Below are 15,307 nucleotides of genomic sequence, written 5' to 3' on the forward strand. Positions count from 1 at the left end.
ACCACCTGCCGGGTTGAGTTAACGGAGAGGCCGCAGAAACCGCGCATAACAAAAACGGCGTTTATCGCTGCGGTATCGGCGGCAGCGCTGATGCCGCCGCCGTGAACACCGCACAAGAAGCCGGCAAGTTGTCAGGCCTTGGCGATGATATCCGCCTCCCGCTCCGCCTTGGCCGCCGCCTTTTCACGAATCAGGCGTTCCAGATCATCCACCAGATTATCATTACTCATTTTGTGGCTGGGCTTGCCGTCCACATAGATCGCATGGCTGGGCGTGCCACCGGTAAGGCCGACATCGGCCTCCTTGGCCTCACCCGGGCCGTTGACGATGCATCCGATCACCGCCACATCCAGCGGGATGGTGACATCCTCAAGTCGCGCCTCGAGCTCGTTCATGGTCTTGACCACGTCGAAGTTCTGGCGGGAACAGCTGGGACAGGCGATAAAATTAATGCCCTTACTGCGCAGGCGCAGGCTCTTCAACAGGTCCCAGCCCACTTTCACTTCTTCCACCGGGTCGGCGGCGAGGGAAACCCGCAGGGTGTCGCCGATGCCATCCAGCAGCAGCGCGCCCAGACCGATGGCCGACTTGACGGTTCCGGCCCGCAGGCCACCCGCCTCGGTAATCCCCAGGTGCAGCGGCTGTTCGATCAGCTGTGCCAGCTTGCGGTAGGCGGCGGTGGCCATAAAGATGTCCGACGCCTTAACGCTCACTTTGAAGTTGTGGAAGTCGAGGCCATCGAGAATTTCCACATGGCGCAGCGCGGATTCCACCAGTGCGTCCGGGGTCGGCTCGCCATATTTTTTCTGCAGATCCTTTTCCAGCGAACCCGCGTTGACGCCGATGCGGATAGGGATATTCAAATCGCGCGCCTTGTCCACAACCGCGCGGATACGATGTTCGCGGCCGATATTGCCGGGGTTGATGCGCAGGCAGTCCACGCCCAGATCCGCCACGCGCAGGGCAATGCGGTAGTCGAAGTGGATATCCGCAACCAGAGGCACCTCGACCTGCTGTTTGATCGCGCCAAACGCCTCGGCGGCATCCATGCTGGGTACAGAAACCCGCACGATATCGGCGCCGGCATCCTGCAGGCGACGGATCTGGCCGACGGTGGCCTCCACGTCGCAGGTATCGGTGTTGGTCATGCTCTGCACCGAAATTGGCGCCCCGCCGCCGACGGGCACATTGCCCACCATAATTTGACGGGAAACGCGGCGAACGATGGGTGACTCAAATTGCATACGTCTGACCTGGCGGTTTCGCAGAGTGAAAAATCGAGGTGGGAATTATAAAGGTGCGGAGCGCACAAATCAGCAACAGCGCCATAAGGGATTGCCGTCGCCGTGGAGCGCGGCGACGGCCGTGGCCGCCGGCAAACGGCGCCAGCGCTGCCGGCAGCAACAGAGCGGGCGTTATCCGCCTTGGGTTTCGCCGACTGTCAGCCGGCGGGTGCGGCGGCTGCCGAGAGGATCACTGGGGATCACCTGATTGCGATAGCGCACTTCGGTCCCGGCGGCATTGCCCAGCATCAGGCTGAACGGAGGCTGCCCCTCCAGCTCTACCGTCGACCCCTGGGCCTGCAGGGTGGCCAGCAATACAGTACCGCGGGCATCTTTGACCTCGATCCAGGCTTCCTCGGAGAAGCGCAGCTCCAGCGTCTCAACGGTTGCGTCCACGCTCGACAGTTCTGAGCCGGCCTTAGTGACCTCCGCTACCGCAGCTTCCGCTTCCCCGGCCGCTGCCGGCGCCAGCTCTGCGGCTGCGGGTTCATCCGCACTGGGGGCGACAGTATCCGCCTCGGCCAGCGCTGATTCCACAAGCGCGGGGTCCGCGGAGTACTCCGCCAGGGATGCGTCCAGTGCCGCCGCTTCGGCAGCCTGCCCCGCAAGGGAATCGTTGATGTCGTTGAGAGTGGGGGCACCGGAATCCCGCCCCTGAAACCACCAGAAGATGCCAGCCACCGCGATCAGGGGCAGCACCTTCAGAAAACCATAACCGCCCTTGCCACCCTCTTCTATCACAGGCCCGCGCGTGACATGCTCGATAATCACCCGGCTCTCTTCTTCTGCGGCACTGTAGCCGGAGAAGGCCTGCAGGACGGGCTCGGGGTCAACTCCGAGCTCCTTGCAGACGTTGCGGATATAGCCGCGAACATAGAGGGCGCCGGACAGGCGGTCGTACTGGTCCAGCTCAAGCCACTCAAGCTTGTTGCGGGTCATTCGCAGGCGGGAGGAAAGCTCATCGAGAGAGAGTCCGGCGGCTTCGCGGGCGGCGCGCAGCTGGCTGCCCGGAGAGGGGTGCTCGTCGCGGCTAGCGGCGGTCTCTACCGGCGCCTGGGCGTTTTCGGCTTGCTTATCCGTCATTGGCCATCATCTTCTTGTATTCCAGCGCTTCCGCTGAATAGGGGTAGAGGTTTCTCAGGGCCAGGGCGTAACTGCGCTCCTTGTCCCTGTTGCCAAAGATTTTTTCGATGCGGATACCCAGCCAGAGGGACTGGGGCACCTGGCGGTGCTTGTCATTGTAGCGGTCCAGGTACTGCTTGGCCTGGGCATAGGCTCCTGAGTCGTATTTCATAGTCGCCAGCTCCAGCAGCGGCTGGGGCAGGCTTTCGTTCAGGGCCAGCGCACGGATAAAGGCCTTTTCGGCCTCGTCCATCATGCCGAGCCGCACGGCAGCGCGGCCGTAATTGGTCAGGGCGTAGGAGCGGCGCTGATAGGTGAGATCCTTGGCGGCGATCTCAAACTGTTTCAGCGCCTCCCGATAACGCCCTGCGCCGTAGAGAAAAGCTCCGTAGTTGGTATGCGCCATGGAGAAGCCGTCACCATAGCGCAGCGCCTTGCGGAAGTGCTCCTCGGCAACTTCCAGTTCACCATCGGCCTGATAGAGCATGGCCAGCCCGTGGTGTGCGTCAGGATTGCGCTTGCCGAGTTCGAGCGCCTTATTGAAGTGGTGACGGGCAATATCGCGGTTTTCACCGGTCTGCAGGTAGCGGAAGCCCAGCTGCACATGGGTTTTGACCGCCTTGTCCAGGTCGATCTCCTTGCGTTCCGGCAAGCCAGTGGTAACACAACCGGTCAGCAGGGCACTGAGAATAAGACCCGCCAGCGGCAGGGAAAGGGATTTCGTCAACACTACATCACCTGTTGTTTTTCTGGGAACACACCCGGGCGATGCGCCGTTGAATGGCCGGCTCATAATGGCCAACCGTGAACGCACTAACCGACGATACGCACCGGGCGCTCGCCATTGCGATAGCGCTCGGAGCGGCGTGTGCGGTCATTGACACTGCCGGCCAGCTGGCCGCAGGCCGCGGCGATATCGTCGCCCCGCGTGGTGCGAACGGTTACCGTAAATCCTTTATCCAACAAAATCTGCTGAAAGCGTCGCAAAGCGTTGTTGCTCACGCGCTGATAGTCGGACAGCTCAAACGGGTTAAAGGGTATCAGATTTATCTTGACAGGCACATCACGCAGAAGCTCTGCCAGTTGCTCCGCGTGCTCGGGGCGGTCGTTGACCTCCCGCATCAGGGTGTACTCGATGGTCATCTTGCGGTGCGTGTCGGGCATCCGCTCGATATAGCGCTTGGCACTGTCGAGCAGCACTGCAATAGGATACTTCTTGTTGATCGGCACCAGCTCGTTGCGCAGCTCGTCATTGGGGGCGTGGAGGGAAATAGCCAGGCTTACGTCGGTCACATCCGCCAAGCGGTCCAGAGCCGGCACCACACCGGAGGTGCTCAGGGTGACGCGACGCTTGGAAATGCCGTAGGCGTTGTCTTCCATCATCAGGTTCATGGCATCGACCACGTTGTCGAAGTTGAGCAGGGGCTCGCCCATACCCATCATCACCACGTTGGTCACCTTGCGCGGCCCCTTCGGCTGCAACTGGCCAAAAGACTTACAGGCGATCCACACCTGGCCGATGATCTCGGCCGCGGTCAGGTCGCGGTTGAACCCCTGTTTGCCGGTGGCACAGAAGCTGCAATCGAGGGAGCAGCCCACCTGCGAGGAGACACACAGGGTGCCGCGGTCGCCGTCGGGGATATAGACCGTCTCGATGGCGTTGCCGCCGGAAACCTGGATCAGCCATTTGCGCGTGCCGTCGGCGGAGTCCCACTGCTCGAGCACTTGCGGGGCGCGAATCTCGGCCAGCTGTGCCAGCTTCGCGCGCAGCGGCTTGCTGACATTGGTCATCTGCTCGAAGTCATCGACGCCGTTCTGGTGAATCCACTTGAGGACCTGCACTGCGCGAAAACGCTTTTCGCCCAAAGACTCGAAAAACGCCGCCAGCTTGTCTATCGACAGGCCCAGCAGGTTCACTTTTTCGGTTTGGTCAGCGGTCATGGAATCACCTCGGGGGCTCGGGAAGTAAGCTGCGCCGGCTCGGACGGGCCGGCGCGAACACAGCCTTAGCTGCGCGGGCAGATCTCATCGTCTGCGAAGAAGTAGCCGATCTCACGCGCGGCGGAAGTGGCGGAGTCGGAACCGTGAACCGCATTGGCGTCGATGCTCTGGGCAAAGTCGGCGCGGATGGTGCCGGCTTCGGCTTCCTGCGGATTGGTGGCGCCCATCAGGTCACGGTTGGCCTTAACGGCGTCCTCACCTTCCAGAACCTGCACAACAACCGGACCGGAGGTCATGAAGTCCACCAGATCCTTGAAGAAGGGGCGCTCTTTGTGCTCGGCGTAGAAGCCCTCGGCCTTTTCACGGGACAGGTGCATCATCTTCATGGCGACAATACGCAAGCCGGCTTTCTCAAAGCGGCTTTCAATTTCGCCAATCACGTTCTTGGCTACCGCGTCCGGCTTGATGATGGAAAGAGTGCGTTCCTGGGCCATGATTTTCTCCAATTTCAGTATTTGCAATTTACATATAGAAAGAGCAACCGCAGTTGCTCTTCCCTGAATTCCGGTTTTTTACGCCGCTCCCCGCTCAGATTGTGCGAAAAGCGACCACCACCCTCTGTGGCGGGCGGATTGTACAGGGAATTGTTCGAGCTTTGTACTCGTGGCAATACCCTGTGACGCAGAATCTGCATTCCGCACCAACTGGTCAGTCGGCTTCCTCGATCCAGGCGGCCTGAATCGCCTCGAGGACCTTCTCGCCACAGCGGGCCGGGTCATCGTCAAAGCCCGGCAGCTCCATAACCCAGTTGCGCAGGTCGACAAAATTGACGCTCAGCGGGTCCACATCCGGGCGCGCCTCCACCAGCTCAATGGCGATGTCGTTGATATCCGTCCATTTCATTCGTCAATCTCCCCTTGGCGACGGCCCTGGCCGCGCCGTCAGTGTTTTTCCGAAACCTGGTTGATGGTGTACCTGGGAATCTCGACCACCAGGTCTTCATCATCCACGATAGCCTGACAGGACAGGCGCGACTCCGGCTCCAGCCCCCAGGCCTTGTCCAGCATGTCCTCTTCCAGCTCGTCCGGCTCACCGAGGGAGTCAAAGCCCTCACGCACAATCACGTGACAGGTGGTGCAGGCGCAGGACTTTTCACAGGCGTGCTCGATGTCGATACCGTGCGCAAGCGCCGCATCACAGATGCTCACCCCGTTCTCCACTTCAACCACCTTGCCCTCGGGGCAGATCTCGGCGTGGGGCAAAAATACGATTTTAGGCATGGGCTTCCAACTCGCTATGGTCTCAATGGCGCCACCGCTTTTTTTGACGGCGACGGCGGCTCTATCGCTCCGGACTGGCCGGCAGCCGCGTGTTATTGGTCAAATTCGTCCAGGGTATGTCCCTGCATGGCCCGGCGGATGGAGGCGTCCATACGGCGGGCGGCAAAGGGCTCGGAGACCTCGTTGAGCGCCTCGATGCGCCGGTGGATCTCGTCCGCATCAGCGCCGTTATGCGCCTGGCGCAAAGCCTCCATGGCGCTTTCCAGCGCATCCAGCTCGCTTCCGCTCAGCATCTCGGCCCCACTTTCCCGCAGGGCCACCAGCAGCGCTTCCAGCGCCCGCTCGGCTTCCACCTGCGCCTCGCGCAGAGCGCGCGCCGCCATATCCTCCTCGGCGTGAACATAGGAGTCCTTGAGCATGCGGGTAATGTCCTCATCCTCAAGCCCGTAGGAGGGTTTCACGGTGATATCGGCACTGACACCGCTGCTTTTCTCCAAGGCGGTCACAGAGAGCAGGCCGTCCGCATCCACCTGGAAGGTCACGCGGATATGCGCCGCGCCCGCTACCATCGGCGGGATACCGCGCAGCTCAAAGCGGGCCAGAGAGCGGCAGTCCTTGACCAGTTCCCGCTCGCCCTGCACCACATGAACGGCCATGGCCGTCTGGCCATCCTTGAAAGTGGTGAATTCCTGGGCCTTGGCGACAGGAATAGTGGTATTGCGCGGGATCAGTTTTTCGGTCAAGCCGCCCATGGTCTCGATACCGAGAGACAGCGGTATCACATCCAGCAACAGCAGGTCTTCACCGGACTTGTTACCCACCAGCACATCCGCCTGCAGCGCCGCTCCGATGGCCACTACCTGGTCGGGATCGATATCCGCATGGGGTTTGCGGCCAAAAAATGCCTCTACCCGCTCGCGCACACGCAGGGTGCGGGTGGAGCCACCTACCAGCACCACTTCGCCAACCTCGTCCACCGCTAGCCCCGCATCGCGCAGGGCGCGCTTGCTGGCGCGCAGGGTCTTGTCGATCAGCGGGTCTAGTATGGACGCCAGGGTTTGCCGGTCGAGGGTTGCCTGCCAGTCGCCGTGGCTGACCACCACCGACTCAAGTTTCGCCAGCTGCTCCTTGGCGGCACAGGCGCCGTCCAGCAGCGCGCGCTGGGTGGCGACATCAAGATCGGTGCCCAGCCCCGCCTGTTCGGCCATCCAGCCGGCGATAGCGCGGTCAAAGTCGTCGCCACCGAGGGCGGTATCACCACCGGTGGAGAGCACTTCGAACACGCCTCGGGACAGGCGCAGAATGGAAATATCGAAGGTGCCACCGCCCAGGTCATAGACCGCGATAACGCCCTCTTGCCCGCGGTCGAGGCCATAGGCCACCGCCGCCGCGGTGGGCTCGTTGAGCAGGCGCAGAACGTGCAGACCCGCGAGCCGTGCGGCGTCTTTGGTGGCCTGCCGCTGGGCATCGTCGAAATACGCCGGCACCGTGATCACCGCACCGTCCAGTTCGCCGCCCAGCGCTTCGCTGCCGCGCTGCGCCAGCACCTTGAGAATCTCGGCGGAAACCTGTACCGGGTTGACCTTGCCCGCCGCCGTCTCGATCAGCGGCATGCCGCCATCACTGTCGGCAAAACGATAGGGCAGCTGATCGCCGAAACTTTTCACATCGGCCAGGCCGCGCCCCATCAGGCGCTTGATGGACAGCATGGTGTTATAGGGGTCGCTGGCGGCGCGGGCGCGGGCGTCACTGCCGACCGCAACACCACCGGCGCCGTAGTGCACTGCGGAAGGCAGAATCACACTGCCATCGGCCGCCTTGATGGCCTCGGCGGAACCGCTGCGCACTGTCGCCACCAATGAATTGGTGGTGCCCAGGTCGATGCCCACGGCGCGCTTGCGCTGATGGGGTTCAGGAGTCTGACCGGGTTCTGAGATCTGCAGTAGCGCCATGTTTAATCCAGTAAATCTTCTTCGAGTTCTTCAACCTGCCGCTGCAATTTCGACAGAAACTGCAGTTTGAGGAACGCATTCTTCGCATCATCCAGCCTGGATGCGGCATAAGCAGCGGCGAACTGCTGCTGCTCGGCGCGGAACAGCCCGCTCACTTCATCGGCGAGCTCGTCCAGCGCCGCGGCGGCATCGGCCGCGCCGCGCACCTCTTCCAGCTGTTCCCGCAACATCATCTGCTGCATCAGGAATTGCGCATCGGCGGTGGTCTGCTCCGGGCTCACCTCGACGCCCGCCAGTGACAGCAGGTAGCCGGCGCGGCGCACCGGATCGCGCAGGGTAGTGTGCGCCTCGTTGATGCGCGTTGCATATTGCATGGCCAGCATCTGCTCGCGGGAGGATTTGGCCGCATACTTGTCCGGGTGGAATTCCCTTTGCAACTCACGGTAGCGCTGGGACAGGGCGGCAAGGTTCACCTCGAACCCGGGTTCCAGAGCGAAAATATCGAAATATGTCTGCTGTTCCGACATGGCTGTCCTGTAATCTGACCCGTTTGCCCGCGACCCTTCGTCTCCGCTTGCGGCTGCTGCCAGGCCGGCTGGCGGAACCGGCGCATGCATTGAGCAACACACCGGAAAGGCTGCTCACCAAGAAAAAAGGCCGGCCTGCAGAGAAGCAGCCGGCCCCTTGTGCGCAGCGGCTACTTCACACGTGGAAGCTTTCGCCGCAACCGCATTCATTTTTCACATTGGGGTTGTTGAACGCAAAACCCTCGTTCAACCCCTCCTTGACGAAATCCAGCTCGGTTCCGTCCAGGTAGGCGAGACTTTTGGGATCAACCACCAGTTTGACTCCACCCTGCTCGAAAACCTGATCCTCGGCTTCCGCCTGATCAACAAACTCGAGCACATAGGCCATACCGGAACAACCGGCGGTGCGCACACCGACACGGATACCGATCCCTTTGCCACGTTTTTCCAGCTGCCGCGCCACATGCCCCTGTGCCGCTGCCGTCATGGTAATTGCCATTGTTCCGCCTTACTGCTTATTCGGCCGCGTCTTCCTTCACCGCCTCGCCACGCTTTTCGCGGATATCGCGCACCGCGGCCTTGATGGCGTCCTCCGCCAGAACCGAGCAGTGGATCTTCACCGGCGGCAGAGCCAGCTCTTCGGCGATGGCAGTGTTCTTGATCTGCTCCGCCTCATCGATGGTCTTGCCCTTTACCCACTCGGTCAGCAGGGAGCTGGAGGCGATGGCGGAACCACAACCGTAGGTCTTGAATTTCGCATCCTCGATCACGCCGTCGCTGTTGACCTGAATCTGCAGACGCATCACGTCACCACAGGCGGGGGCGCCGACCATGCCGGTGCCCACATTGTCCGCTTTATCATCCAAGCGACCGACGTTGCGGGGGTGCTCGTAATGGTCGATTACTTTGTCGCTATAGGCCATGACTTTTCTCCTAACTCTTGCTGAGCGCTTAGTGGGCGGCCCACTCGATGGTGTTCAGGTCGATACCGTCTTTGTACATATCCCAAAGTGGCGAGAGTTCGCGCAGCTTTTCCACTGCCTTGCGCACTTCCGCGGCTGCGGTATCCACTTCGTGCTCGGTGGTGAAGCGGCCGAAGCTGAAACGCAGCGAGCTGTGGGCCAGCTCATCGTTGACACCCAGGGCGCGCAGCACGTAGCTGGGCTCAAGGCTTGCGGAGGTACAGGCAGAACCGGATGAAATCGCCAGGTCCTTCAGAGACATGATCAGGCTCTCGCCCTCCACAAAGGCAAAACTCACATTGAGAATGCCCGGTACACGCTGCTCCCAGGAGCCGTTCACGTGCACCTCTTCCATATCCTTGATCTGATCCCAGAAGCGATCGCGCAGGGCTTCGATACGCTTGCTCTCTGCCGCCATCTCCTCTTTGACGATGCGCGCGGCCTCGCCCATGCCGACGATCTGGTGAGTCGCAAGGGTGCCTGAGCGCATACCGCGCTCGTGGCCGCCACCGTGCATCTGCGCCTCCAGGCGCACGCGCGGCTTGCGGCGCACATACAGGGCGCCGATCCCTTTGGGACCGTACATCTTGTGGGCGGAGAAGGACATCAGGTCCACTTTGGTTTCCGCCAGGTCGATAGGCAGGCGACCGGCGCTCTGGGCGGCGTCCACATGGAAAATCACTTTGCGGGCGCGGCAGATTTCCCCGATAGCGGCGATATCGTTGATCACGCCGATTTCGTTGTTCACGTGCATCAGGCTGACGACGATGGTGTCATCGCGCATGGCCTCCTGCACCTGTTCCGGGTAGACGATGCCGTCCTCACGGGGGTTCAGGTAAGTGACCTCGAAACCCTCGCGCTCAAGCTGGCGGCAGGTGTCGAGCACCGCCTTGTGCTCGATCTTGGAGGTAATGATGTGCTTGCCTTTACCCTGATAGAAGTGCGCCGCGCCCTTGATGGCGAGGTTGTCGGATTCGGTGGCACCACTGGTCCAGACAATCTCGCGCGGGTCGGCATTCACCAGCTCCGCCAGGTTGCGGCGCGCATCCTCGACCGCCTCTTCGGCTTTCCAGCCAAACAAGTGGGAGCGCGAGGCCGGGTTACCGAAGTTACCCTCCATCGTCAGCTGTTCCGCCATTTTTTTGGCCACGCGGGGGTCTACCGGGCAGGTGGCGGAATAGTCCAGATAAATGGGAAGCTTCATAGTCAAATCTCTCTGCGCACTCACACTCTGATTGTTCATTCGTGCTCTGTTTCAGCCGCGCCGGGTTACAGGCCGCCCAGCACCGCCACTGTCTCTTCTTCCACCGTCTGGCGCATTTCCTGGCGCTGGGCGACTTCCTGAACCTCGGCCCTGGCGACCAGGTCAGCCAGACTGATGCCACTCAAAAAACTGTGGATCTGGGCGCTGAGATCACACCATAAGTAGTGGGTGAGACACTGCTCACCGCCGGCGCAATCGCTGTTGCCACCGCAACTGGTGGCATCCACCGATTCGTTGACCGCATCGACGATCTGCGCCACGAATATTTCACTGCCATCCCGCGCCAGGCGATAACCGCCACCGGGGCCGCGCACACTGGACACCAGCCCCGACTGCCGCAGACGGGAAAAGAGCTGCTCCAGATACGACAGGGAGATCCCCTGCCGCTTGGAAATATCCGCCAGGCTGATCGGCCCGCGGCCGGCGTGCAGCGCCAGATCCAGCATGGCTGTGACCGCGTAGCGGCCCTTTGTTGTCAAACGCATATCAGCTCCCGACCGTGGTACAGCTCTCAAGAACGGGCGCGAGTATGGAATAACCCACCTTCACAGTCAAGTATATACCCGGGCAGTCTACTCAGGTATTAGCGGACATCTCAGGAATCTGGCCGCCCTCTGCCACCGGTGCGGTGAATATAGTTCTGAATGGCGGTCAGCATGCCGCGCAGAATACCCAGCTCCATGTCATCGGGGCGCACACGGCTGAACAGTCTGCGCAGGCGAGTCATAGTCTGGCGGGGGTTGTCCGGGTCGATAAAGCCCAACTCCCCCAGCGCCTGCTGCAGGTGCTCGAAATAGAGTTCCATATCACTGGCCTTGGCCGGCGGCCGGTCCCAGTCGGCATAGCTGATGGGCGCGCCCTGCTCGGCCTCCAGCGCCGCCATGCGCACCTCATAGGCCAGCACCTGCACCGCGGTGGCGAGGTTGAGGGAGCTGTATTCCGGATTGGCCGGAATATGGACATGAAAATTGCACGCCTGCAGTTCTTCATTGGTCAGGCCGCGATCCTCGCGGCCAAATACCAGCGCCACCGGATGAGTGGGCGCCTCGGCAATCGCCCGCTGCCCGCACTCCCGCGGCGTCAGCAGGGGCCAGGGTATACGGCGCTCGCGGGCGCTGGTGGCCACCACCAGGCCACAGTCGGCCACGGCATCTTCCAGGGTATCCACCACCACGGCGGTCTCCAGAAGGTCGGCGGCGCCGGCGGCGCGCCAGATGGCATTGGCGGCGGGAAACTCCCGCGGCGCCACCAAATAGAGCTGGCTCAGGCCCATATTCTTGAGGGCGCGGGCGGCGCCACCGATGTTGCCGGGATGGGCGCTGTTCACCAGCACTATGCGGATATTGTCGAGAGCGGACATGGGGGACTGAGCCATCTTGCTGTTTCGGGTTGCGGTTACCGGTTGTGGCCGGTGGATATGCCGCGCACACCCACCCTAAACTTTGCCTACCTGGAACGGCGCGCGAGTGTAGCAAAATTGCACAGGAATCCCTACAATCCGCCGCACCCGGCAAGCCCGGCCCCGGAGGACTCTGCGCCTCCCGCTTTTTAACCCCGAAACCACACAGTGCGGACTTAGTTATGGAACCCATGCTGAATATTGCCCTGCGCGCGGCGCGCAAGGCTGGAGAATTGATCGAGCGGTCCTGGGAGCGGAGCGACCTGACCAGACTCGAAGAGAAGGGTCGCAACGATTTCGTCACTGAAGTGGATCGGGCCAGCGAGCAGGAGATTATCTATCACCTGCGCAAAGCCTTCCCCAAGCACAGCATCCGCGCCGAAGAGAGCGGTATCCAGGAAGGCGCCGAGCCGGACTACGAGTGGATTATCGATCCGCTCGACGGCACCACCAACTTTATCCACGGCGTACCGCAGTTCTGCATCTCCATTGCCTGCCGCTATCGCGGCCGCATCGAGCACGCCGTGGTTCTCGACCCCATCAAGCGTGAAGAATTTACCGCCAGTCGCGGTCGCGGCGCGGCACTCAATGGCCGCCGGATTCGCGTCTCCCCCCGCCAGGGGCTGCGCGGCGCGTTGATCGGCACCGGAATTCCGTTCAACGGCCCGGCTCTGGAAAACATCGACCCCTACCTCGCGGCCCTGAAGGAGATCGCCGGGCAGACCGCCGGCATTCGCCGCCCCGGCGCCGCCGCCCTGGACCTGGCCTACGTGGCCGCGGGCCGCTTCGACGGGTTCTGGGAAATGTACCTGAACGAGTGGGATATCGCCGCCGGCGCACTGCTGGTGCGGGAAGCCGGTGGCCTGATCAGCGACTTCCGCGGCGGCGAGGGCTATCTGGATTCCGGCAACCTGGTCTGCGGCTCGCCGAAAGTCTTCAAGCCGCTGCTGCAGATCGTCGGCAAGAACCTCGGCGGCATCCGCTGACCTAATCCTCGACCTCGCGGGCGACAATGCCCGCCGCCTCCAGCGCCCGGCACAGGTCGGCCGGGCCATACTCTTCCGGCAGCGTTGCATCAACCGAACCGCCGCTGCCACCGCCCACCTCGAGCAGCCGGATAGCGGCTGTGCGCGGGTCTCCGGCAAAAACCTCCGCCAGACCGGCAGCGGACAGCCCCGGCAAATCGCCATCAAACAGCACCGCGTCCACCTCGCGGCTGCGGGCGACAAAGATCGCCTCCACAGCGTCCGCCACCACCTGAAGTTTTACCTGCGGCGCATCCGCCAGCACGCCGCGCAATCGCGCCACCGCCGCGGGGCGGCTCTCCACCTGCAGCAGACAGCACTTGGGGAGGGTGAAGGAGAGCTCCTCGTCCGGCTCCGACCGCAGCTTCATCACGTTCTCCGGGGCATCGATGAGGGGAAACTCGATCCAGAACACCGAGCCCTGATCCTCGTGGCTGTCAAAATCGATGCGCCCGCCCATCGCCTCCGTCAGGCGCTTGGCGATCGCCAGACCGACACCGGTACCCTCAATCTGACTCTTTTCAGCGCCGAGCCGGTTGAACGGCTCGAATACCTCCGCGCGCCGCTCCTCGGGAATCCCTTTGCCGGTATCGAGGATGGATAGGCGCAGCCACCCCTCCGACTGCGGCGCAAAATTCATCACCACCCGGCCGCCCTCGCAGTTGTACTTCACCGCGTTGCCGGCCAGATTCAGCACCACCTGCTTGAAGCGCACGGGGTCGACACGGATAAACGCCGACTCCCAGCCGAGGGGTTCGAAAATCAGCGAGACCTTGCGGGTCTCGGCGAGAGGCTCCAGCAGGCGCTTGCAATCACTGACGAGGCTCGCCGGCTGCACCGACTCCATCGCCGGCACCAGGCGGTCGCTATCGATACGCGCCAGTTCCAGTACATCGCCCACCAGGTGCAGAAGGTGCTGCCCGGCGCGGCGAATTTCCATCAGCCGCTTGCGCTGATCCGTGTTGAGGGTCGGATCCAGCTCCACCATCTGGCTGTAACCGAGAATCGCGTTGAGCGGGGTGCGCAGCTCATGGCTGAGGCTGAACAGCAGGCCCGCCCGATGCGCATTTTCGCTGCGCAGCCTCTGCAGCTCCCGCTCCACCCGGGAGAACGCCTCGCGTGCGCCGGTGACATCCTGAAGCGTGCCGAGCACCCTGACAGGCACCCCCTTGGCGCTGTATTGCACCTGCCCGCGACTGCGCAGCCAGACCACACCGCCATCCCGGTGCCAGAGGCGCAACTCCACATCCAGGGGGATGCGTTCGAGCAGGTGATCCTGCACCGCCTGGGCGGCGCGCTCGTAATCCTCCGGCAATATGCGCCGCTTCCACAGCGACAGTGCACTGCGGGCGTCCACATCAACGGTGCCGGGGGCAAACCCGATCAATGCCCAGCAGGCGTCGTCCAGCAGCACCTCGTCCGCACGCAGATCCCACTCCCAGAGGCCGTCACCGACGCCCGCCAGCGCCTGCAGCGCGCGGTCCGTGGGAAGACTGGTGTCGCGCCCCGCCAGGGAGGCCGTATAGTCCGCGCAGCCACCCACGACGAAGAGCGCCGGTTTGTCGGTGCGCCCGCGCCCCTCGCCGCCCTCTATCTGGCTGCTGTCTGCCTCGCGATCCCCTGCCTCGCGATCCCCTGCCTCGCGCTCCAGTGCGCGGCCCTCTTGTTGGCGGTCTTCCGCCACAAAGGAGCGCGCCCAGATGCGCAGCCAGCGAAGGCGGCCGAGGCTGTCGTAGGCGCGGAAGGTGGCATCGGCAAGGGCGCCGGACTCGTCGAGTCGAGCGCGCACGCTGCGCAGCCGGTCCCGGTCATCGGAATGCACCAGCGCCAAACTGTCGCTGGAGAACAGACCCGCGAGGGCCTCTTCGGGCTGCGCGGCAAAGGAGGACCAGAGGGCGCCCTCGGCGCGACAGAGACCCGACTGCGGATGCCATTCAAAGTACCCGGAGTCCACATCCAGCAGTAACCGCTGCAGGTAATGCACCTGCTTGCGCAACGCCGGTGCATCCAGGTTTTCCAGTTCATCCAGAGCGGCCAGCTGCGGGGCGGCCCGGGAGGCTTGATCGGGAGAGAGCTCAGACACAGGCACCACTTTTCTTGTTATTGAGCCGGGCTGGTCAGCGAGCCGGCAATTGCCTTTTGGGGTCAAGTGAAGCACTAATCCGCCGCGGGGAAAAGTGCCTAGAGGCGCCCGCGCCCCGACACCGGGTTAAAGAGCGGAAACTGCAGGGCGCAGCGCTCGGGCCGGAGCCGGATACGGAGGCAAAAAAAAGGCCCCGCAATGCGGGGCCTGAATCAGCGATGATGAGAGAAAACGGGATGTCACGCAGTGTTGTAAACTGTTCGCCGGCACTCGGCCGGCTCGCCGTCATAAACCCCGCGGGGGATTCCCGGAGCGCGGGCCTCGCGGCCCACACTCTGGTATTAGCAACAGCCATGCCAAGTTTGCTGGACACAAGCAATACCGGGCGCCCGCCGCGGCTTCCCACCAACCCGCCCGGCAAAATCGGGCTTTGCCATCGCCACCGGCCGGCCTGATGATCCAAACCGGT

16 protein-coding genes are annotated in these 15,307 nt (G+C 62.6%); 1 reads left to right on the forward strand and 15 read right to left on the reverse strand.

Annotated features, from left to right (window positions below; genetic code table 11):
- Positions 1 to 131: 131 nt before the first annotated feature.
- From ispG to trmJ, 14 genes are all read right to left on the reverse strand, one after another.
- Complete coding sequence (ispG, locus tag ABEA58_RS07665; protein WP_345550291.1) at positions 132 to 1,244, reverse strand: flavodoxin-dependent (E)-4-hydroxy-3-methylbut-2-enyl-diphosphate synthase; 1,113 nt, start codon at positions 1,242 to 1,244, stop codon at positions 132 to 134.
- Positions 1,245 to 1,415: 171 nt separating this feature from the next.
- On the reverse strand, positions 1,416 to 2,366 hold the full coding sequence (locus tag ABEA58_RS07670; protein ID WP_345550293.1) for a RodZ domain-containing protein: 951 nt from the start codon (positions 2,364 to 2,366) through the stop codon (positions 1,416 to 1,418).
- Positions 2,356 to 3,135, reverse strand: a complete 780-nt coding sequence (gene pilW / locus ABEA58_RS07675) for a type IV pilus biogenesis/stability protein PilW (RefSeq protein ID WP_345550294.1) — start codon at positions 3,133 to 3,135, stop codon at positions 2,356 to 2,358. Before pilW ends, ABEA58_RS07670 begins: the two co-directional genes overlap by 11 nt.
- An 83-nt stretch (positions 3,136 to 3,218) precedes the next feature.
- The gene (rlmN, locus tag ABEA58_RS07680) at positions 3,219 to 4,346 is read right to left on the reverse strand and encodes a dual-specificity RNA methyltransferase RlmN (RefSeq protein WP_345550295.1); all 1,128 of its coding nucleotides are present in this window, start codon (positions 4,344 to 4,346) and stop codon (positions 3,219 to 3,221) included.
- A 65-nt stretch (positions 4,347 to 4,411) separates the two neighbouring features.
- Entirely contained in the window at positions 4,412 to 4,840 is a 429-nt protein-coding gene (ndk, locus tag ABEA58_RS07685) for a nucleoside-diphosphate kinase (protein ID WP_345550296.1), read from the reverse strand.
- A 214-nt stretch (positions 4,841 to 5,054) separates the two neighbouring features.
- Positions 5,055 to 5,249 (reverse strand): Fe-S cluster assembly protein IscX, encoded by a 195-nt coding sequence (gene iscX, locus ABEA58_RS07690; RefSeq protein ID WP_345550298.1) that lies wholly within the window; start codon positions 5,247 to 5,249, stop codon positions 5,055 to 5,057.
- Between the two features lie 38 nt (positions 5,250 to 5,287).
- The gene (gene fdx / locus ABEA58_RS07695) at positions 5,288 to 5,626 is read right to left on the reverse strand and encodes an ISC system 2Fe-2S type ferredoxin (protein WP_345550300.1); all 339 of its coding nucleotides are present in this window, start codon (positions 5,624 to 5,626) and stop codon (positions 5,288 to 5,290) included.
- 92 nt (positions 5,627 to 5,718) lie between these two features.
- A complete protein-coding gene (gene hscA / locus ABEA58_RS07700) occupies positions 5,719 to 7,578 on the reverse strand; it encodes a Fe-S protein assembly chaperone HscA (protein WP_345550302.1) in 1,860 nt (619 codons plus the stop codon).
- Between the two features lie 2 nt (positions 7,579 to 7,580).
- Positions 7,581 to 8,105: a Fe-S protein assembly co-chaperone HscB gene (gene hscB, locus ABEA58_RS07705; RefSeq protein WP_345550304.1), complete on the reverse strand. Its 525-nt coding sequence runs from the start codon at positions 8,103 to 8,105 to the stop codon at positions 7,581 to 7,583.
- Between the two features lie 175 nt (positions 8,106 to 8,280).
- Positions 8,281 to 8,604 (reverse strand): iron-sulfur cluster assembly protein IscA, encoded by a 324-nt coding sequence (gene iscA / locus ABEA58_RS07710; protein WP_345550305.1) that lies wholly within the window; start codon positions 8,602 to 8,604, stop codon positions 8,281 to 8,283.
- Between the two features lie 16 nt (positions 8,605 to 8,620).
- Entirely contained in the window at positions 8,621 to 9,028 is a 408-nt protein-coding gene (gene iscU / locus ABEA58_RS07715) for a Fe-S cluster assembly scaffold IscU (RefSeq protein WP_345550307.1), read from the reverse strand.
- Between the two features lie 28 nt (positions 9,029 to 9,056).
- Positions 9,057 to 10,271, reverse strand: coding sequence for an IscS subfamily cysteine desulfurase (locus ABEA58_RS07720; RefSeq protein ID WP_345550308.1), 1,215 nt, complete (start codon positions 10,269 to 10,271; stop codon positions 9,057 to 9,059).
- Between the two features lie 65 nt (positions 10,272 to 10,336).
- The gene (locus ABEA58_RS07725; RefSeq protein WP_345550309.1) at positions 10,337 to 10,816 is read right to left on the reverse strand and encodes a Fe-S cluster assembly transcription factor; all 480 of its coding nucleotides are present in this window, start codon (positions 10,814 to 10,816) and stop codon (positions 10,337 to 10,339) included.
- Between the two features lie 110 nt (positions 10,817 to 10,926).
- Positions 10,927 to 11,706 (reverse strand): tRNA (cytosine(32)/uridine(32)-2'-O)-methyltransferase TrmJ, encoded by a 780-nt coding sequence (gene trmJ, locus ABEA58_RS07730; protein WP_345550312.1) that lies wholly within the window; start codon positions 11,704 to 11,706, stop codon positions 10,927 to 10,929.
- Positions 11,707 to 11,912: 206 nt separating this feature from the next.
- On the opposite strand from trmJ, the gene ABEA58_RS07735 reads away from it, so the two are divergent.
- Positions 11,913 to 12,716 (forward strand): inositol monophosphatase family protein, encoded by an 804-nt coding sequence (locus tag ABEA58_RS07735; protein ID WP_345550314.1) that lies wholly within the window; start codon positions 11,913 to 11,915, stop codon positions 12,714 to 12,716.
- 1 nt (position 12,717) lies between these two features.
- Here ABEA58_RS07735 and ABEA58_RS07740 read toward each other — a convergent pair whose 3' ends face one another.
- Positions 12,718 to 14,838: a sensor histidine kinase gene (locus tag ABEA58_RS07740; RefSeq protein ID WP_345550316.1), complete on the reverse strand. Its 2,121-nt coding sequence runs from the start codon at positions 14,836 to 14,838 to the stop codon at positions 12,718 to 12,720.
- Positions 14,839 to 15,307: the final 469 nt, after the last annotated feature.

It is taken from the genome of Microbulbifer aestuariivivens, from assembly GCF_039545115.1.
GTDB lineage: Bacteria > Pseudomonadota > Gammaproteobacteria > Pseudomonadales > Cellvibrionaceae > Microbulbifer > Microbulbifer aestuariivivens.